The 19,941-nt window shown below is 39.9% G+C and carries 20 protein-coding genes and 1 pseudogene; 13 read left to right on the forward strand and 8 right to left on the reverse strand.

What is annotated here, in order from left to right:
• Positions 1–534: 534 nt before the first annotated feature.
• From BLT91_RS32310 to BLT91_RS13795, 4 genes and pseudogenes are all read right to left on the reverse strand, one after another.
• A complete protein-coding gene (locus BLT91_RS32310; protein WP_217635220.1) occupies positions 535–642 on the reverse strand; it encodes a YjcZ family sporulation protein in 108 nt (35 codons plus the stop codon).
• 40 nt (positions 643–682) lie between these two features.
• The gene (locus BLT91_RS13785; RefSeq protein WP_090821802.1) at positions 683–955 is read right to left on the reverse strand and encodes a hypothetical protein; all 273 of its coding nucleotides are present in this window, start codon (positions 953–955) and stop codon (positions 683–685) included.
• A gap of 463 nt (positions 956–1,418) precedes the next feature.
• Positions 1,419–1,653, reverse strand: a pseudogene (locus BLT91_RS13790) (YmaF family protein); the annotation flags it as partial.
• A 395-nt stretch (positions 1,654–2,048) separates the two neighbouring features.
• On the reverse strand, positions 2,049–2,840 hold the full coding sequence (locus BLT91_RS13795; protein WP_090821804.1) for a PIG-L deacetylase family protein: 792 nt from the start codon (positions 2,838–2,840) through the stop codon (positions 2,049–2,051).
• 193 nt (positions 2,841–3,033) lie between these two features.
• On the opposite strand from BLT91_RS13795, the gene BLT91_RS13800 reads away from it, so the two are divergent.
• Positions 3,034–4,137, forward strand: coding sequence for a glycosyltransferase (locus tag BLT91_RS13800; RefSeq protein ID WP_090821806.1), 1,104 nt, complete (start codon positions 3,034–3,036; stop codon positions 4,135–4,137).
• Positions 4,138–4,365: 228 nt separating this feature from the next.
• Here BLT91_RS13800 and BLT91_RS31590 read toward each other — a convergent pair whose 3' ends face one another.
• Positions 4,366–4,503 carry a hypothetical protein gene (locus BLT91_RS31590; protein ID WP_175532295.1) on the reverse strand — a complete coding sequence of 46 codons (138 nt, stop codon included), beginning with the start codon at positions 4,501–4,503 and terminating at the stop codon, positions 4,366–4,368.
• Between the two features lie 354 nt (positions 4,504–4,857).
• Here BLT91_RS31590 and BLT91_RS13805 point away from each other — a divergent pair, with 354 nt between their 5' ends.
• Both BLT91_RS13805 and pssA read left to right on the forward strand, forming a co-directional pair.
• Positions 4,858–5,109: a hypothetical protein gene (locus BLT91_RS13805; protein ID WP_141224983.1), complete on the forward strand. Its 252-nt coding sequence runs from the start codon at positions 4,858–4,860 to the stop codon at positions 5,107–5,109.
• Between the two features lie 520 nt (positions 5,110–5,629).
• Entirely contained in the window at positions 5,630–6,313 is a 684-nt protein-coding gene (gene pssA / locus BLT91_RS13810; protein WP_090821810.1) for a CDP-diacylglycerol--serine O-phosphatidyltransferase, read from the forward strand.
• Positions 6,314–6,836: 523 nt separating this feature from the next.
• Here the strand turns inward: pssA and BLT91_RS13820 are convergent.
• The gene (locus tag BLT91_RS13820; protein ID WP_090821814.1) at positions 6,837–7,658 is read right to left on the reverse strand and encodes an undecaprenyl-diphosphate phosphatase; all 822 of its coding nucleotides are present in this window, start codon (positions 7,656–7,658) and stop codon (positions 6,837–6,839) included.
• Positions 7,659–7,893: 235 nt separating this feature from the next.
• Here BLT91_RS13820 and BLT91_RS33855 point away from each other — a divergent pair, with 235 nt between their 5' ends.
• The 7 genes from BLT91_RS33855 (at position 7,894) to BLT91_RS13855 (ending at position 17,176) form a co-directional block, all read left to right on the forward strand.
• Complete coding sequence (locus tag BLT91_RS33855) at positions 7,894–8,589, forward strand: phosphatase PAP2 family protein (RefSeq protein ID WP_090821816.1); 696 nt, start codon at positions 7,894–7,896, stop codon at positions 8,587–8,589.
• Between the two features lie 58 nt (positions 8,590–8,647).
• Complete coding sequence (locus BLT91_RS13830) at positions 8,648–9,244, forward strand: DUF1405 domain-containing protein (RefSeq protein WP_090821818.1); 597 nt, start codon at positions 8,648–8,650, stop codon at positions 9,242–9,244.
• Between the two features lie 313 nt (positions 9,245–9,557).
• A complete protein-coding gene (locus tag BLT91_RS32845) occupies positions 9,558–9,914 on the forward strand; it encodes a hypothetical protein (RefSeq protein ID WP_254776935.1) in 357 nt (118 codons plus the stop codon).
• A 37-nt stretch (positions 9,915–9,951) separates the two neighbouring features.
• Positions 9,952–10,743: a S1C family serine protease gene (locus BLT91_RS13840; protein WP_254776936.1), complete on the forward strand. Its 792-nt coding sequence runs from the start codon at positions 9,952–9,954 to the stop codon at positions 10,741–10,743.
• A gap of 35 nt (positions 10,744–10,778) precedes the next feature.
• Positions 10,779–12,848: a S8 family peptidase gene (locus BLT91_RS13845; RefSeq protein WP_090821822.1), complete on the forward strand. Its 2,070-nt coding sequence runs from the start codon at positions 10,779–10,781 to the stop codon at positions 12,846–12,848.
• Between the two features lie 479 nt (positions 12,849–13,327).
• Complete coding sequence (locus BLT91_RS13850; protein ID WP_141224984.1) at positions 13,328–16,501, forward strand: FG-GAP repeat domain-containing protein; 3,174 nt, start codon at positions 13,328–13,330, stop codon at positions 16,499–16,501.
• Between the two features lie 63 nt (positions 16,502–16,564).
• Positions 16,565–17,176 carry a hypothetical protein gene (locus tag BLT91_RS13855; protein ID WP_090821826.1) on the forward strand — a complete coding sequence of 204 codons (612 nt, stop codon included), beginning with the start codon at positions 16,565–16,567 and terminating at the stop codon, positions 17,174–17,176.
• 108 nt (positions 17,177–17,284) lie between these two features.
• Here BLT91_RS13855 and BLT91_RS13860 read toward each other — a convergent pair whose 3' ends face one another.
• Both BLT91_RS13860 and ytaF read right to left on the reverse strand, forming a co-directional pair.
• Positions 17,285–17,542: a hypothetical protein gene (locus BLT91_RS13860; protein WP_090821828.1), complete on the reverse strand. Its 258-nt coding sequence runs from the start codon at positions 17,540–17,542 to the stop codon at positions 17,285–17,287.
• A 27-nt stretch (positions 17,543–17,569) separates the two neighbouring features.
• Positions 17,570–18,202, reverse strand: coding sequence for a sporulation membrane protein YtaF (gene ytaF / locus BLT91_RS13865; RefSeq protein WP_090821830.1), 633 nt, complete (start codon positions 18,200–18,202; stop codon positions 17,570–17,572).
• 216 nt (positions 18,203–18,418) lie between these two features.
• Between ytaF and ftsW the strand changes: the two genes are divergently transcribed.
• From ftsW to BLT91_RS33860, 3 genes are read left to right on the forward strand one after another with little or no spacing between them, the layout of a single operon-like run.
• A complete protein-coding gene (ftsW, locus tag BLT91_RS13870; RefSeq protein ID WP_254776937.1) occupies positions 18,419–19,528 on the forward strand; it encodes a putative lipid II flippase FtsW in 1,110 nt (369 codons plus the stop codon).
• Positions 19,506–19,847: a hypothetical protein gene (locus tag BLT91_RS13875; protein WP_090821831.1), complete on the forward strand. Its 342-nt coding sequence runs from the start codon at positions 19,506–19,508 to the stop codon at positions 19,845–19,847. The genes ftsW and BLT91_RS13875 overlap by 23 nt, the downstream gene beginning before the upstream one ends.
• The gene (locus BLT91_RS33860; protein WP_141224985.1) at positions 19,823–19,936 is read left to right on the forward strand and encodes a hypothetical protein; all 114 of its coding nucleotides are present in this window, start codon (positions 19,823–19,825) and stop codon (positions 19,934–19,936) included. The genes BLT91_RS13875 and BLT91_RS33860 overlap by 25 nt, the downstream gene beginning before the upstream one ends.
• Positions 19,937–19,941 lie beyond the last annotated feature (5 nt).

Genomic DNA, 19,941 nt, shown 5'->3' on the forward strand with positions numbered 1-19,941 from the left:
TGGGTGTGAAACGTCTTGATCTCCTTTTCCTTCTGGTGTAACGACACAGGCAGTGATGGTCTTCTTGTGAACATCTAAACCGCATGCACGTTCAACGAGTACTTGCATATTAAATCACCTTTCTACGGCAAAAAAATTTGAGGCTGGTGCAACAAACCAATAAAGGGTTAATCTACCCTGCGTGCTTCCCAAAAGGGAGCGACAGTCCGTGGTACACCGGGGTTGTTGTAGTCAGACTAACGGTAGGGCTCAAGGCACCATAGTTCAACAACCTTCCTCGCCAGCCGTACTAATCATTATAGACAGCTCAACAAATTTTCATTTGTCCGTGGTGCCCCGGAAGGGGCATGGATGGCTAACGGAGAACGATAGTTAAAGAGTGCTATAGATATGTGATAGACAAAAGCCGGCTTTCCTATTGTACAGGAATCCGGCTTTTTAACTTTCAATATTATCCTTACAATTTTCCCTAAATTGTACGGTAACCCCTAGTAGCTGTGGATATAAATTTATTATATTACCTATTCCTGCGTATCATATTACAAAAGTCATAGTAATAATAACCAATAAAATAAAGAGAACCAATACTGCTGCTGAACTAGTACCAATTCCTACTCCTGTTGTTCCTGTTGTATATCCCATATTCAGTCACTCCTTTCATCGTAATTTCATCCTGTTTTTCTCAAAAGAAAAACGGGGACCTACGGAAGAAAAACGGGGACTCCTCAATGGCCAACAAATCAAAAAGGACAAGTGGAGTGATTGGGTTGAAGAATGGGCTGAACGGTGTAAATGGTGTAAATGCGCTTGTGCTTACGGGTTTGGCATTTGATCGAAGATAGATTTTGTCATGCGTGCGCTTATCCAAAATGCCATCTAAAACTTGCCCTTGGCGTGTCATAACGTAAACATGTTTGCCCATGAGGGATTTTAGCCGATTTTTGTTGATAGACATTCCTATAACCTCCTATTCTCTTAAAAAGCTTGAGGTGTAACGAATTACCACACAAATGTACTGGTAATAATAACTAAAAGAATGAAGAGGACCAAGACCGTAGCCATACTTGTACCAATACCACCGCTATAACAACCTCCTGCAGCATAACCCATTCCAATTCGCTCCCTTCTATTATCAGATAGTCTATTGTATTCAATGGCATTTGAAATGTTTGGACAAATAGTTAGTTAGTAAAAGCCTATTTTGAGATTAGGATCAATTATCACTGTTTTTTGAGCGCACTAACAAAAAACGCTAGTTGAATAAAGGACTCTATACAAACGATGAAGAAGCTGCCACGGCAGCTCCTTTTTACATGTTTACAAAATATGAGATTTTATACAGATGTCGTGATCGATCATGTGCTTAATAGAAAAGCCCCCTTTTTTAAGAGGACTTTTCAAAATGATTAGATTTCCTATCAAATTTCGTTGCCGGTTGAACCACCATAACAATGCGTATGAGGGGTAAGCCCATTTACCGTTGTATAGCCCTCGAAATAGTGAATATGACCGCCGCCTGGTAAAGGGACAGCGGGAACCGGTCGTTGCTCTAATGATATGCGAGTGGCCATCATTAAAAGTGGTTTCTGCAAAATATCCGTGAACATGCGGTACACCACTTGGAGCAGGTTCTGTCACCCCAGCATAATGGTTTTATGGGTATCTCCATTACTTCCCTTCCTTCTCCTTTCAAATTGGAAAGACCCCATATTGTATGACAAGATAAAAATCTTTGTATGGAGGCTTGCCTAATCTAATTGGGCCGGATAAACGGGCACTAGCGAAGAAGAAGGCGCGTCGCCTTACTGATCTAAGAGGACGGAAAAGTGTCGGGAGAGTGAAACAAAGCAACAGCGGTTACATATTCACAAAAATAAAAGTTTTTGTACATATGTCCTGTTGATGCAATTAGCTCACCCCAAAGAAGTCCTTTACATAGCACAACGCTCACAACAACACGTGGTCCATACGTGGAAAGGCTTATCTCATTTAGGGGTCCAGCCAACATTTTAACGAAAATATATGCTAACTCTAAGCCTAATCGGAAGTTAATCCAACCAATATATTTCCTTTTGTCGTATAAGTCTTAAGATACGATCATGAGCATGAAACTGGGAACGGTATAATCGGAACGCCTGCAGATTCTTTCTTTGCTCCAATGCCGATAAGGAAAGGGCGCGTACATTTCGAGTATTTAATCTTGCTGGCGGCACAAAGGCTCCCTTAAATGACGGCCATTTCGGAAAGTGAATCAAGTAGCTAAGGATAAGAGGTTTCATTCTCGTACGCCGGAGTGCGTCCATCAGGAAAATTCTGGCTGCTCGATGGTCTGGATGTGTATCATCTGCTCGATTTACAATAATCGTTTTAGGTTTTACTTTGTTAAGTATTTCCGTAAATAAAGAAATAGCTGTTTTTCTTGTATAAGGTGCATTTCTATGAAAGGAAAATGAATATCTGGCGCGGTCCCATAACGTAACGGGAGAGCGAAACACTCGGTTTTCATTTGTACTTTTAGCTATAGGGAGTGAAAGAGCGTCTGGAAAACCGAAAAAGTATAACCTATTTGATGAAACGCCTAAAAATGATTCCACTCTAAGAGCTTCCAAATGCCGAATGCGTCCAAGTCTGCGAAAAGAGGCCGGAATAGGTGGTGCATGAAGGAAATTTCGAATTGAATCTGTGTTTGCATCGCCATTGGTTAAATAAATAATGTGGACTGGTTTGCCGGTTCGGACCGCTTTTTGAATGACTCCTCCGGAGGATAGAACATCATCATCCGGATGTGGTGCAACAATCAAAATGGGACCCCGCATATCCTTAAACGTAATAGGCGTCATAGGCTACAAATCGTCTCCTTCATCAAAATAGTGGACGTGCTCAGCTATTCATCATAATCGTATTCGTCAATTGTCTTTGTGTGTAACACTTTAAACGAAGTAAATACAAATCAGCATTTGTCCGGTCATATCGTTTTCCGAAAGCATACACTATGTGAGCAGAACTGAAAATCATGGAAGGGGTTTTTAAGAAGTGAAGGTCTTGATGTTAATTGATCGTCTTAAAACCGGTGGGACCGAGACATTTGTTTTGTCCTTGTCTAAATTTTTGCTTACTAAAGGTATTCGGGTTGGGATTGTAACAAAAGGAGGCCCGCTAACCACTGCTGCACGAAAAATGGGGATTTCCGTGCATATACTACCCATGCAAAAAGAAAAGTTGAAGAACCAGATACAAGGTTTGTACAAGATAGTTAACCGAAACAAGTACGGCCTCATTCATGCTAATACTAGGCTTAGATTGGCCAATCGTTTTCAACGTGCGCATCCTAGCATTCCCCTTATAGTTACAGTGCATAGTACCTATGAATCAACGAACAATCTAAGAGCTTCAGTCGTTTCCTCCAAAAAAATCGTTTCCGTTTCACCGCGGCTGTCACAATGGTTACGGAAGAGGGGAATCCCTGCGTATAAAATTCAACTTATTCCGAACGGAATCAATACTAAGCAGTTTCAGGCCATTCAGTCTAAAAAAAGATGGAGAAAAGCCCTCGGCTTGCCACAAGATGCTCAGCTATTAGTCTATGCCGCAAGGTTCGAAAAGGATAAATATCCGATAGCCCAAAAAGTCATCTTGGCTGCCGAAAAGGTTGCGCGAAGCAACAAAAAATTTGCGGCGGTGTTATATGGTCCAGGTCCTTTTCGACGACAGCTTTCACAGTTGGCCCAGAAAGTGAACCAACGTCTTGGACGAAGAGTTATCCTTGTTAAGGGACCACTGACTTCGATTCAAAATGCTTATTATGCAGCAGATATCGTCGTAGGAACTGGTCGTGTTGCACTTGAAGCAATGGCATGCGCCAGACCGGTTATTGCAGCAGGAGTGTCTGGATATTGCGGGATCGTTGGACCCACTTCCATTGCTATGATGAAAAGTTGTAATTTTGGTGACCATGGTTCCATGATATCTCTCCATGCAAACAGACTTGTGAAAGATATAAATTTCCTCCTGAAACACCCACAACGGTTACGGACATTAGGTGAATTCAGTTCGAAAATGGTAAGGAGGGGTTTCTCGATAAGTAAAGTAGGGGGACAGTATATTGTACTTTACCGAAAATTTATAAAAACGGCATAATGATGATCGCAGCAGACCGGAGGCATTTTACATGTCAGTTTCCCCTATTGAGGTTGGTGACCTGCTTTTTTTCGCTAGTGAATTTGACGAAATATATTCAACTAAACGGGTACGATATCTTGGTGAACAAACCATCTTCGTAATCCAGCCCCCAAAGCAGACCGAGGATCCGAAGGTTCCGAGTGTCTGCTTTGGGGAAAAAAGCACCGCGCGTAGAAAGCATTCAACCTATCGTTCCCACCCCTGGTCCCGATCCTTCTGCTGGTTCTTCGCCTGATTCCTCATGCGCTGTTTAAATTCTTCCTGCTGCATCTGACCGCGTTCTCGGTTAATCTCCTGATAGGCTCGATAAACAGCTTTAAACACCCTTGCAAAATAGATAGTTCACTTTGTACTCTTGGTATTTCAGCAGGGGTAGGAGTCTCCTTATGATCATGCTGAAGCAGGCTCTCGTAATACATTTCATATTGGTGGTGGCTCAATCTCTAGTGATTTTTGGGAAAAGTCGAAGAAATGGCTAAAGAAACTGATTAAACTATATAGAGTTGAAGGATTCACGGATAAGGAAATAGCAAAGATATTTAACGTAGATAGAACTGCGATTGTGCGTATGAGGAAGAAATTTGAATTGAAAAGCAGACATGCCATTGTGAAGGGAAATGTTATGAACCGCTTTCTGAAGGTTTTTGTTGAAAAAGGGGTTACATGTCGATAAAGATAATGGAGAAACCAGATTCAGGACCGATTGAAACTGTCGATTATGTTAAACTTGCAAATGGGTGGTTTCGCCCATTGATTGCTAATAGGTATGATGTGGTGATGTTTATACAAGTTTCAAATTCTGTTTTAAATGTATGGATTATGGAATCCGAAACTTTAGATAGTTTAAATGTTTCTTCGCTCAGTTTAGGAAACAACACCAATTCGAAATATGCTGCATATTTGAATAATTGGGAGCTATTCAGACAATAAAATACTAGATTTATGAGGAGTGGAAATTGTTGAATAATACATTTTAACTTGGCTCCTGCAGATTAATTGGTATAGAGCTTGAAAAGTGTAGACGGATAGCGTAAGAGTGTTTAAACGGTTATGAGGACATCTGCCTCCCGTTCTTGCTTCAAGATTCGTCGATTAAAAGGAAACGGGTGGACTGACGGAAATGTAAAGTTGGAGCTGAGGGAAGGGGATAATGTGTCATTGCGGACAGTAGCTATCCCCCAATATGGCCGCTTCTCAATTACATTGACAATTCCCTCTGACCTATCGCCGGGAGACTATTACCTGTTCTTCGTGAATCCAAACGGGTCTTCACGCGGAAGCCCCATTCAATTGGAATAGCTTTTAAGTCCTCTAATGAGTTACCCATCAGAACAATCGGCTGCCGTTTCCACGCTAACTGGCAGATTACTTCGAACTAATGGACAAGTAATTCTATTGTATGGTATGGTTCTGAAATGTGTATATTCGTAAATGTAAGAGGAGTAACGATATGATAAAAAAATCAAGTATACCTAATCTATTTACGTTCGCAAATTTATTTTGTGGCTTTTTATCGTTGGGATTATCTGCTGATGGTGAATTTAAGAATGCAGCAATACTAGTTATAATCGGCATGATCTTTGATAGTTTGGATGGTAGAATGGCAAGGATTTTAAACGTTTCATCTGAAATGGGTATTGAATTAGACTCTCTTGCTGATGTAATATCATTTGGAGTTGCACCCGCAATGCTCACTTATCATATTTGGTTTAAGGAATTTGGTATAGTTGGCTTAATGTTTACTGGCTTATTTCCTTTATTTGGGGCATATCGACTAGCAAGGTTTAACATTACATCTTCAAAAAAATCAGTATCTTATTTTATCGGTGTCCCAATTACCGCTGCTGGAGGCGCGGTCACACTGTTAGTATTGTTACATAAATGGATACCTGGTTTTATCATAGGTATTATTTTGGTAGGATTAGGTTTATTAATGATAAGTAAAATTAGAATTCCAAGCTTTAAAAATGTCAATTTATTAAAGAGTGGTACTATCATTACAATTCTAATGATTTGTTCTACTTACGTAGTTATAACAACACAGCATAAACATTTTCCGTATTTGATTTTTGTGGCTATTCCCTTGTATTTAATGTTTGTCTTTTACCAAGTGATGAGAAAAAGAAAAAGTTAGAGGAATAAGCTTCTTTTTATTGCTGTGCATGGGGATCATTTCGCCCTTCTCTTCATTATCGCTCGATGCAATCCTAAGGCAGATTGATCATAAACTTTTACATCTTGGTATCGGACATTGCACAATTCAAATGGAAGATGACAAGCATCCGCACGAAAAATCTGAACTCTGTGATGGCAAAGATCTGGAGCATTCACACGAACACCACCACAATCATTAAGAGTGCTTTCTACATCATATGAAATTTTATCAATAGCAAAGCCGTTCCATCCTCGCAAAGGGGGATCGGCTTTTTGCAATCTTGAGAATGTTATTTTTAAATAGGTAGGGCCCACCCAACGTTTGTAAATGAGATGACAAAATTATTCTGCTGCTGCAGCTGTTTCGTGTTCAAGATAGAGATTTTTTGCTTTTTCATCTAACGAGGACATATTCAATTCCCTTGAAATCGTACTCCTAGTGTATTTATAGTCAATAGAAATTAAGATTTTTGAAAAAAATTCTGAGCGATTCAGGGTGAAAACTATATGCTATAAGATACAAGAACAAGGATGCCAACGACCCAACAATAAATCGCGAATGGTCTCATGGCTTGAAATTCGTGTTTCTTGAACCATTTCATTAAGAACCATACACTTAAATAGGCAAATAAACCAGAAAAGATTCCGCCTAGCAAAGATATTTGAAATAATCCATTCATACCCGTTTTTAAGAGTTTCGGAACTTCTACGATCCCTGCGCCAATAATAATCGGGGTAGCCAATAGCATAGAGAAACGGGCAGCTGCTTCATGCTTTAGCCCAACCCAGAACCCTGCCGTCATACTCGCTCCAGACCGGGAAAAGCCAGGAATAAGTGCAAGCGACTGAAACAAACCGATGAGCAGGGCCTGTCCGAACGAAAGTTCTTCAATGTTTTTGGTCCCTTTTCTCGAGGCTTTTTCGCCTAAAAAAAGTAAAAAGCCATTAATTATCAGAAAAAAAGCACATAAGGCTACATTACTGAAGAGGTGCCGAAGCGTTTTTTCTAGGATGACTCCTATTAGAGCAGCAGGAATAGTAGCAACCACAACGCGAGCGAGTAATTTTTTTGTTGCTGGATTGTTTTTTTTCACGAGGGATTGAATCATGTCGATCCAGTCTTTTCGAAAAAATATGATTAGAGCAAGGGCCGTTCCGAGATGCAGCATGACGACATACGGCAGAAAATGATCCTTTAAAAACTGGTCGTCTAAGTGCCACTGAAATACATAGGGGGTTAACACACCATGCGCAACGCTACTGATAGGGAACAGTTCCGTAATTCCTTGAATAATGGCAAACAAAATCGTTTGTATAAAACTCATTGTTTTGGTCCTTTCTAATCTTTTGTTTGGTACGAAGCTCGTCATATAGTATAGCATTCGTGGTAGTTCTATGGAAGAAAAGCTATCTTAATTAGGGCAGTGCCTGATTTAGCCGGCTATTTATCTAACAAATAATAATGAGTTTTTCATGTTTTAAGGTGAAATTAAGGAAAAGTATGTATACTTTCATTAATAAAGCAATTTATCTACAGTTTTAAGGGAGTAACGACCATACATGAATAAATTCCGGAAATATGCAAGACATATCATTCCTTTTTTATTTATACTTACAATTCCGCTTCTAGGTGTCCTGTACAGTCTGACGGATAACAGTGAACATAACGTGCACTCCCTTACGACTTTACTTGATTACAATACCCCGTATCTTAAAATATTCATTCTACCCTATATTGCATGGTATCCTTATCTTCTTGTATCCTACATTTTCCTTTGTATATCGGATCGAAAAGCCTATTATGTAACATTAACATCCTACAATGTTTGTCTCATTGTAAGTAACATTATATTTTTTTGTTATCAAACTACTGTACCGCGGCCAATCAATATCGGACATGATTGGTTAAACAACATCGTATCTTGGGTATATCAACATGATCGGCCCTTCGATTGTTTTCCAAGCATTCATGTGATTGGATGTTATTTGGTGATGAAAGGTGTATGCCATAGTCAGATAAGACAAAGGATAGCTCGTTTAATTATCTATTTGGTCGGCACTACAATTATAGTTTCTACACTATTTGTTAAACAGCACGTACTATTCGATGTTATCGGAGGTATATTGATCGTAGAAGTCGTATTTTTAATAATCTCGATGATTTATACACGAATGAGAACAAGCAAATTCAAATGGCGTACACATCAAGGTGATAGACAAAATAGATACAAAAATTCTCGTAAACAGTTCGGTTAAAACGGGACACAACCATTTCGACGGTAAATAATTAAGAATTTTTTTGGAGGTCAAAGTGATGCGGGAGTTGTTACAGTACTTGCTTTCAAACCGTAAGGTGGTAACGATTGCATTTTTATGCAATCTTATTGGTTCAGTTTACGGGTTCTATTGGTATAAAGAACAACTAGCCGCCACACCGTTGTATTTTTGGTTATTTGTACCGGATTCGCCAGTATCTTCATCCCTGTTTACAATCGTGTTAGCAGCATGGTTATGGAGGAAGAAAGTTAGTCCATTGCTTGTGTTGATTGCGTTTGTTTGCTGTTTGAAATATGGGATTTGGTGTGTGGTTGTATTGGGAATGTACGGGGTACGGGATGGAGTAATGGTGGCTGAAAATTGGATGTTGGTAGCATCTCATGCTGCTATGGCCGTAGAAGTACTTGTATATTCTTTTTTGTTTAAGTTAAAGTCGAAATATTTATGGTTAGGGGCTACTTGGTTATTGGTAAATGACTTCATGGATTATGTTTACGGAGTGCATCCCTACTTGGAAGATGAAGGGCTGCTCGGAAATGTTAAGATATTTACACTCTGTTGGTCTGTTTGTACGATTGGAATTGCATACTGGGTATGCCGTAGGAATGAGCTGTCTAGTAATAAGGAGACTTGATTATGAATTACTTAGTTTGGATTTCATTGTTGGCAACTTTTATTTTTATGATGATCCATTTAAGGATTAAAGTGAATTCCGGTAGTAGGTCTGATAGAAGGATTGTTTGGCCTCAGTTTGGCATCATAATTTCATTTGTAACGTCATTAATTTTTTTAGGTTTATATTTCGAAATGCTCTCTTCCTGAATGATTACAAAAGAATTTTCCGTTTTTTTTACTTCGATTTTATTCGGTTTTAAGGTGCAATTAAGTTTCTATTTATATAATATTAACTAAAAGGTCCAAGCGATAAAAACAGATAGGGAGAGAAGATGCGCAAACGCGTTTCGTTTCTAAATTCATTTTCCACATTCATGGCAGGCGTGATTATCGTAGGAAGCCTCATGTTTACTTCGAACAAATTACACTTGTTTACTGGTGGCGTACATAAATCGACCGTGCAAAATTCATCCCAGGTATCCGCGGTTTCGAATGCCAAATTCGATGCTGTTAAACCCGTTGCTCTTCATGATGTTCACTCTAATAGTTTTTCGGACATAGCCAAACAGGCTAGTCCGGCAGTCGTCAAAATTGAAACCAAAGTAAAATCTCGATCAAGCAATAGTGGCAAAAGCGGTAACAATTTGTGTGACGATCCGTTCTTCGGACAGTTTTTTTGGAGGAGATAACAGCCAGGCGCAACAAGATCAGGAGCAAAATGGTGGAATGATAGCAAACGGTATCGGTTCGGGTTTTATTTTTGAGAAATCCGGATATATTCTCACGAATGAGCACGTCGTCGATGGCGCTGACGAAATTGACGTTACCGTACAAGGCTATACACAACCGTTTCAAGCGAAACTGCTCGAAAGCAGTTTCGATCTGGATTTGGCAGCGCTGAAGATCGAAGATGACAAAGACTTTCCGACATTACCGATAGGGAACTCCGATGCAATTCAAGTCGGTGACTGGGTCATGGCTATCGGGAATCCATATGACTTTGATTATACAGTAACGGTGGGAGTTCTTTCTGCAAAGGAACGGCCAATCCGTATCCCTGACCAAAATGGGACGCGTAATTATAAACACTTATTGCAAACTGATGCCAAGATAAATCCTGGAAATTCAGGAGGTCCATTGCTAAACCAAAACGGAGAAGTCATTGGCATCAACACAGCAGTCAATGCACAAGCTCAGGGTATCGGTTTCGCAATTCCAACCACCACAATTTCCCAAGTATTGGATAATTTAAAAAACAACGTGACGATTCCTAAAGAACCAGTACCGTATATTGGTGTCAGTGTGACAAATATTCTGAATGACTGGTTAAACGATCTGCAGCTTGACAGCACAGCGGGTAATCTCGTGCAGAGCGTATCGCGTAGAACACCTGCATTCAAAGCAGGCATCCGGCAGTATGATGTGATTGTAGCAGTCAATGGCGAGAAAATAACTGATGCGACGGAACAGAGGCACTTTGATTTGCGAATGGAAGAGTCGATGTATCTTATAAAGTAGAGACACTCCTAACTTATATAAGAAGGAACATTACCATGCATAAAAAGAAATCATTATCGGCTCGACCAAGAATCATTATTCTCAGTTTTAGTTTATCTCTTTTAATCGTAGTTACATCTAATCCTACCAATCATTCTCAGGTGGAAAAGACGACACTTGCCGGTAAGTCTTATGCGAGTGGAAATGTCCAAATTCTAAATAACCAGGTTTCCGGAACTCATCTTCAACGTCCTTTCTTTTTGAGTCAAATTCATGCAGAATCTGCTTGGAATGATTGGGGGCAAAATAATCCCCCACTGATTGTTGCATTGGTAGATACAGGTATCGATCTTAGTCACCCGGATTTAAGATCTATTCTAGTTCCTGGAATAAATTTATTACAGCGTGAACTTCCTCCAAATGATGATAATGGACACGGAACAAATGTTGCAGGAGTATTGCGAGCGATTGTTAAGGGCCGAACAAGTACACGCGCACAGATTATGCCCATCAAGACCATGGGCTCGAATGGTGAGGGAAGTATAGATAAATTAAACGAGGGTATCCGTTATGCCGTTGATTATGGGGCGAAAGTTGTAGTTTTGTCAGAGGGTGTGAATCAATTTTCACCTGAGACTTTAAATGCTGTTCAATATGCCGAAGACCATGACGTTCTGATTGTAGCGGCAACAGGTAATAATGGAACAGTTGTGAAGTATCCTGCCGCATACCCTACGGTAATGGCCGTTGGCGGAGCTTCAAAAGATGGAACGGTGATTGCCAAGTCTAACTGGGGCCCTGAGGTTGATGTTATAGCGCCTTGGTATGTGTATACCACCCAAATGGGTGGGGGCTACAAGTTTAGTGAAGGTACATCTATGGCGGCACCGCAGGTTGCGGGCTTAGCAGTATTAATATGGTCCAAATATCCTTACATGAAGGCCTATCAGATTCGAGATCTGATCCGACAAACTGCGGATCATTTCAACCAGGATGGATGGGATCCTCATGCTGGCTTTGGATTGATCAGAGCGGATCAAGCGTTGACTCAGCCCTATCAAGAGGATATGTATGCAAATAATACAACCAAAAGTAGCGCAGCTCCTTTTTCTTACTCTAAAAGCATAGATTCAGAGTTCCAAGGACAGAATCCGAAATGGTTCTACTCGGATGTTCCTTATGACGGGACCATCCAATTTAGCATGCAAACCGATAACGCAGATGCTTCCATGTTTCGCGTTGTGTATGATAATGAGGATGATTCGAATGGAACAATTTATCCATTTATCAATCAGAATGCTGAAGTTCCGGTTCACAAAGGGAGAAACTATATCAAGTTACAATCCGTGGATAATCAGAACGGTGTGGTGCCCTTTCACCTTACAACGCAATTTCAAATCTATTCCAATCCGTTTGGTGATACTGATCGCATGTACAAAGCCTATGTTCTTCCTTTAAGAAACCAAGAGGTTACAGGAACTTTCGATCGTAAGGATGCTAAGGACTGGTTCATGGTGCCAGTGAATCAATCGGGCATTTTACATGTAAAAGTCACGACCGATACACCAAGAATCGATTTATCTTTAAAAGTTCGAAAAGTTAATGAAAAACAAGTACTGGTAGATCAGATGGGAGAAGGTGAAACGGAATCCGCCACTCTTCGTGTGTTTCCTGATGACTATTATGTGAAAATTCAAAACGTTATTTCAGAACATCCATATCCTGTAACAGGAGAGTACAAATTTGCTATTGATTTTACTCCGAAGTTATTAGATCCGAACGAGCCTAACAAACATCCTTATGAAGCCACGAGTATGGTTTTAAATACGGATTATCCGGGGGTTCTGGATACAGATTCTCAGATGCACTGGTATTCATTTCATGTTAACAAACAGAGTGTTGCTCATATTCGTTTAAAGGATATTTCACCTGAACAACAAATCACTTTAGAACTGTTTGATAGTAACTTGCAATTTCTGGGGACGAAACAAAATTCGGGGAAGCCATCTATGGATGTGGATCGGGACTTGACAGCGGGTACATACTATATGAAACTTTCATTAGTGCAAGGTAACCCAAATCAATTGTATAACCTAAGAGTATTTACAGAGGCTGATAAGAACTAACTAATATTTGCTAAAAATCAAAATTAGTTCTGAATACTCCTGTTCGTTCAAATACTGTTTTAGAATTTTTTGGATTTCGCTAATCTTTTCCTTTGTGAGGCCCTGATTGATTGTTTGTTATATTTAAAAAAGTAGGGTTGCTAGAAGGTCCGTGTAAATTATTGGGAATAGGATTCAAACCCGAAACATGAAAGGAATTGGCCGGTAAAGAAATGTGAAGTTCTTTGTTTATTTCTTCGATGTACATAGTTCCAATCATTCTGGCCGTATACGAAGTCGTCAATATTGTTATGCAAGTTATACATGCACATTTAAAAAGCCAACGTTTCCATTTCATGATATTCGACCTCACTCTGTTAGGGTGCTTACATAGTCATTTAAGTCATTTATTAACAAAAAAACGAGATTATAAAAGCGCGATCATCTGAAATTTTATATGCGGTACGGATCACTGCATCGCAACCAGAGGGAGTCTAGAGTTGAACCTAATCAGTAAGGCATTACACCGCAATGTAGGAATAATATTTATGGTGCTCTTCATTGGAGCAATCCTTGTCGTATTTTTCATTCCTAAAGAAGAAAGCATCCGATTTTTATATGTGACCAACGGATCTTCTTATGATCAGGCTGCTTATCAAAACTTTGAACAGTCTATGCTTGTTAATGTGAAGATAGATCGAAAAAGCATAACCGATCTGAATGCTCATCGATTACATGGATACGATGCCGTATATTTGGATCCTTCTCTCCATCAATCGAATGTGTTGCAACAAGTAGAGCAAGCATTGCAACGCTATGTGAGAGATGGAGGGAACCTGTTTCTTGAGAACTCTTTGGTAACGGATTTTTCTTTAGAATTCCTTGGTGCTTCTTCGCTAAAAGATCTCTCCCTAGGAGATAAAAACCCGCCATTAACCTATCCGGACATCGACGAGAATCTTCGCGGAATCCAAAACATGATCCATCTTTTTAGTGATAATTTCTTTACACACGTTGGTATGAAGGAGCTACCAGGGTTTCAATGGGGGAAAGGTATCGTTCCTTCTTCAGCACATTCGTTGGTTTCTGTTGGGGATACTTCTTTGTTTTCAATGAATCGTTTTGGTAAGGGGACGGTGATTTGTGCAAGTGCCTTCATGCCAAATCGGTATTTTATAACCGGGTTTGATTTAAGAAGTGGTTTGGATCTTGAAGAGGGGATTGGAGTTAAATTAAAGCAATTTGAAAAGGCGGATGTAGGTTCGGGGCTCGATTATTTTGATTTTAAACATTCATTGTCCCAAGAACCCTATTTTAATTTTGCATTTGCTGCGGCGAATCATCAATTGCGAAATGAATATTTGTCTTTTGTCTCGAAAGAAAAATTAGGGTACAGCATAAAGAAGGTTTTGGGGCCCAACGGCCGCCCAGCCATTGCCTATCAAAATCATTTTGAGGCTATGTCTGCCATCAAAGATCGGGAAGGGATTCAGTGGGCAGAACTACTGAAACGGTATAATCAAATTCCTTCCTTCTCCTTGATTCGTTCTACATTTGAGTGGTATCAATGGAAAGAAAGTATGACTGCGTATCTGAATGTAGGGTCCGATAAACAACCGCAATTTGTAGGTGAACTGCCCAATTCGTTTTATGGAAGCGGCACTCACCTTATCAGTGATGGTGATCTTTTAAGTTTAGCCTCAGATCCTCAAAGCGAGGAGTTAGCTAAACCGATTGAGCTCCCTTACCGCGCATATCCTGCTTTTGTAGATCTTGAACATGTGGGGAAAGAAGATCTTATTTCAGGAAGCGCAGACGGTTACTTGTATGATTTTCAGAATGTTGGACCCCAACCTTCAGATCAAACTGTACCTTTAGGATTAACATCGCCCGATGCGTTTTCAGCTCCCCAAAAGATTCTATTATCCAATGGGCAGCCTTTAAAATTGAATGGATTTTCAACAGTAACAACCTTTGATTTGAATGGGGATGGGTTGCCGGATCTTGTGCTCGGAAGCCAAGATGGGACTGTTTGGTATTCCTTGAATCAAGGAAAAAGGAAGTTCTCGTCACCAGTACCACTATATGCATCGGGAGTGCCCATCAAAGTATCATCTTATGCCGCACCGACGCTGGGGGAGGTAGATGGAAACGGAAGCATAGATCTTATCGTTGGGGATGGCGATGGAAGAGTCACGATGTTTCGTGGAACGAAGGCCGATCATTTTCATTATCAAGCCGCCAGTCCTTCGTTCCAAATCAAGTCTAAATTTGCGGCTCCTTTGCTCAAAGCTTTGAATCCTGGTGACAAGCCTAGCTTGTACATTGGAAACAGTGAAGGTGACATCCTTGTGTATACAAATCATGGGGATCATTGGGAGCAGCAAGGATCCTTGATAGGTTCTAATCGTAATATAATGGGTACAAATGAACTCGTCGGCGGCCATAATTCGGTTCCGTTCTGGTATGATATCAACCATGATGGAAAAGAAGACTTGATTGTCGGACAAGTTGAGTACGGGATGTCAGATAATATAGATAATCCTCATTTTAAGTTCAAACAACAATTAAAGGACTTTATTGATTATGCGAAACAAAATAAACTGGAGCTGTACCCGCATATTCTTGTTCATAATTATATGAGTAATGATCAAGAAAAAGAGGAGATCAACCTTCATAAGAAGGCTTTTGAAACCCTAGGTATTCCTTGGGGACATACAGGAACCAATCAACATACGTGGCGTATCAATAACACCGATCCTATCCAAACTTTTAGGAATGAGAACGAAGCAGGATTATGGTTTAATTTCGGATTTCGACCTTCCTATGCCCCTCAAGACCCGCAATGGGGAGAAGACTATATGTGGGGGTTCCCGTTCCTGCTTCAAGATTCGACGCTTAAAAATCCGATGTTGCTATTTACACCGGCACCTATTTTACGCCGGACGGGCCCTAATTCTAACGTAGATATATATGACTCTTTTGTACAACAGGATATGCCCATTAACTATTTTGAACATGTGGAATATCATTTTCCATTATCAAATCGTTCTTCAAGAGTGAATGAGCTGCTTGAATTTGTTACTTTTTTAGATGACATACGCACGAAGGACGATTATAACTTTATGACAGAGCCTCAAATGGCTCGATCCATTCTCGCTGCGTTAAATGGAAAAGTGAATGTACAACGAACATGGTTTTCGGCTTTCAAAGACAAATTTAAAGATTTACTCGGTAAAGGGAAGCATTTAAATCTTTCTTTGAAGATAGATGCTGGTGACATTTCCCAATTAGCGGGTCCATACCGGGATGCATTGGGTGTAGTCATAGATCCGGGAGAAGCATACTCAGGTTCTCCCTTTGAGACCAACTCAGATATTTTCGTAAGAAAGGAAGGGCGACTTTACCTTGGGCTACAACAAGATACATCCATCTCAATTGGATGGCAAAAGGATCCGATGCACGTGATACGCTCCAATGTACCTCTCCAAATTTCCAAAGAGAAAGGGCAATGGACCGTTAACTTTAACGATGATGGGATGCAACAAATTAAACTATACAGCCCAACCCATGTTGATATCGATGGGAAAGATTTGAAAGTGGATTATCAGCCAGAGGAACATACCTATACCATCACTCATTACGGAGAAAGAACAAGTATTCGGATCAAGTGATGGGTTACCATGAACAATAGATAGGATAAGGTCGCATAAGACATTTATTGAGGGGGCAAACCATTGATTTATTTGTTTGGGACATTTTTAGTTGTTAGCATTTATTTTCTTATTCGATTTTTGAAAGATCGTACTCGCAGGAAGAAAGCGCTCCTCATTTCGATCTTTTCCTTTCTGATCGCTCTGTTCTTTTGGGGTATTCAAGTTTTCTCTAATCAACAAAATAGTGCAGCTACAAACAAGATCGCTGGGAATAATTCAAGCACTACATCCATGGAACTAACGAAACAAGCTTATGTCCAACAACTCAATAGCCTAGGAATCATTGATCTTCTAAAGGTTATTCCGAATTATGGCATCTCCTTGCATGGAGTTTCTTCTAAAAAAAGCGATGATATGAAATCGGTGGCAGAGGTAAATAAAACGTACCTTCCGAAATATAAAGCCGCTCTGGGGCATGCTCTCGACTTAAAGGCACCTGAAGATTTCATGCAGTTTCAATCCTCTTTACAAGATATCCTGGGGGAGTTTGCTGGCTGCATGGAAGAAATGGACAAACACGTTTCCGATCCTAATGAAGAAACCCATTTATCCAAGGCAATTGCTCTTTATAAGTTATCTTCCGAATCTGCCTTGAAATTGACTAAATTATCCCCATTTAGTGAGCTGAAGTAATAAGTGGAAATCCCCAAAAAGCTATGAATGTAATAGCTCTTTTGGGGCTTGTCATATTTCTTTCATAAGTAAAATGCCGGCATCTACCGTAAATAGGGGAATATTCTACTAATCATGTTTTACGGGGAATACAGTAAGTATCCATAAAAGGACCATTCCAACTATAATCCCTGTTATTAACCACCCTAAATGAGGAGTTAGAAGCCCTGTTAAAAACCATGGGATAGTTGAAAACATAATCACACTAACCGGGGATTGGAAAATCTTCTTTCTTCTTTTAGGAAGGAAACGTATATTGCCCAAATAAAGCAGCACAAAAACCAAAAATGAAACGACGACCGCAAGGAAAATGTCTTTATCCGTCATTTAATTCATCCCTCTTTCAATTTCCACCTAGAACAAAGACTTCACAGCGATCAACAATAAAATAATTCCACTGAGAATAGTACTGAATTGACCTAAAGACCAAGAACCGATTCGTACAGTTGAAACCTTCCGGCCTAAAACAATGCCGCCCCAAATTGCAAAGAAACTAAATACAGCGGCAGATAGTGATATTGCAAGTGGCGAAAGACCAATTAATCCTGCACCTAGTCCATTTGTTAGAGCATTCATAGATACAGCAATCCCAAGAACAATGGCTTCAAAAAAGCTAATATTTCCTGATTGATCAAGATCGGCTTTTTCAGGTGAACTCAAATATCCGCTAATGGTATGAGAAGATTCACGTTCATTTGATTTTGATAAAGTTGTTTTTCTTTTCTTCGGAACCGCAAGCAAAATAATCCTTAGACCTATAACAAGCAGAAATAATGCTCCGATTATTGTAGATAATATTCCTGGGAAAACTGTAGAAAGATATTGTCCAAATAAGATACCAACTTCACTGAAAATAAAAGCAATAATTGAAATTACAAAATTTGAGAATAAACCAATGCGAATACCACGTATGCCATAAGAGATGCCGACACCGAAGTTATCAATACTTGATGAAAGAGAAAGTGCCAATATGGTAATCCAAGACATGTTAAAAAGCCTCCTTTTGCAATAGCATATGCCACAGAGACGGCAGATGCCTATAAAAGTGGAAATTTTTATTTGTAACACCGCGATATACTTCACGTCAATGACGGAAAATGGGGTCAGATATGGAACATTTGTGGACACCATTGATTAGTTTTATTCAACATCCTATGATAGGAATAAGTAAGAAAGGTGGAGGCGAGTAGGCTGAAGAAATCTTTGAAGGGACGACCTGATTTTCTACTTTTGTTATTAACTTGTATTCTTGTTGGCTTTGGTATCTTAATGGTGTTTAGCTCTAGTGAAGCAGCGGCCTCATGGAAGTTCCATTCTTTTATTTATTTTACGGAGAGACAAGCGATATGGGGGCTTATTGGTACATTTGCAATGTTGATAGTGATGAATATACCTTATCAAATGTTTCAAAAATGGTCTCGTCCCATTTTTGTTTTGATTCTTATTTTATTAGGGCTTGTTATTGTGTTCGGTACAAAAATTAACGGACATCGTAGCTGGTTTGGTGTGGGTTCTTTTGGTATTCAGCCTACAGAGTTTGCAAAACTAGGATTAATCATCTATCTTGCAGCTCTAATCAATAAAAAGGGGGAGAATATCCGGCAATTCAAAAAAGGTATTCTCCCTCTATTTATCATTGTTGGTCTTGTTCTGGGACTAATCATGCTGCAACCGGACATTGGCTCCGACCTCGTGATCCTGATCGCAGCAGCTATTGTGATTGTTGTCGGGGGGGCAAACCTTTTGCAACTTTTTGGAATTGGTCTTTCCTTGCTTCCAATTGCAATTGGAATTGTCCTTGCAAAGAGTTACAGGCTTCAACGATTCACAGCTTATCTCGATCCATGGAATGATTCTCAGGACTCCTCCTACCAATTAGTTCAATCTTTATTAGCATTCGGGCATGGGGGACTGATAGGGGCAGGTTTCGGCAAAGGGGTTGAGAAGTTGCTTTACTTACCTGAAGCACATACGGATTTTATCTTTGCAACAATAGGAGAAGAGTTCGGTTTTATTGGATGTTTCATTTTTTTAACCATTTATATCTTGTTTATCTGGAGAGGCATCATTGTAGCCTTGAGATGTCCTGATTTGTTCGGAACGTTAATTGGTATAGGAATAGTATCTCTTATTGGTGTTCAAGCACTCATTAATCTAGGCGGCGTTACTGGAAGTATCCCCATTACAGGTGTTCCTCTTCCGCTAATTAGCTATGGGGGATCTTCTTTACTAATTAGCATGGCGAGTATCGGCATCTTACTAAATCTCTCTAGAGAGGGAAGAGCTGCGCATGATCAAAGAGCTGGTGCTTAGAGCGAAAAAAATTGATCTTATTATAATCGCCTTATTGTTATGTTTTATGGCTATCAGCACAATAGTGATTTACAGCGCCACGAATAATACGAAATTTGCTGGGCTGCATGTGAATAACTTGGTCATGTTTGCTGCCATGTTTGTGCCAATGCTGGTCCTGACCATGTTAGATTATCGGGGTATTGTACGTCATTTATCCGTTTACCTATATATATTTGGCATTCTGCTTTTAATCTTTGTGATGTTTAAAGGCCTGAACATCAATGGGTCTCACGATGGATTAATCTTCATTTTATGCAGTTTCAGCCATCTGAACTAGCAAAAGTATTCGTCATCCTACTTTTAGCCAAAATGTTGGAAAAACGTAAGGGCGAATATCTGCCGATGGGCGGATATACTCACCGATGATGACT

It is taken from the genome of Paenibacillus sp. yr247 (genome assembly GCF_900103825.1).
Classification (GTDB): domain Bacteria; phylum Bacillota; class Bacilli; order Paenibacillales; family NBRC-103111; genus Paenibacillus_E.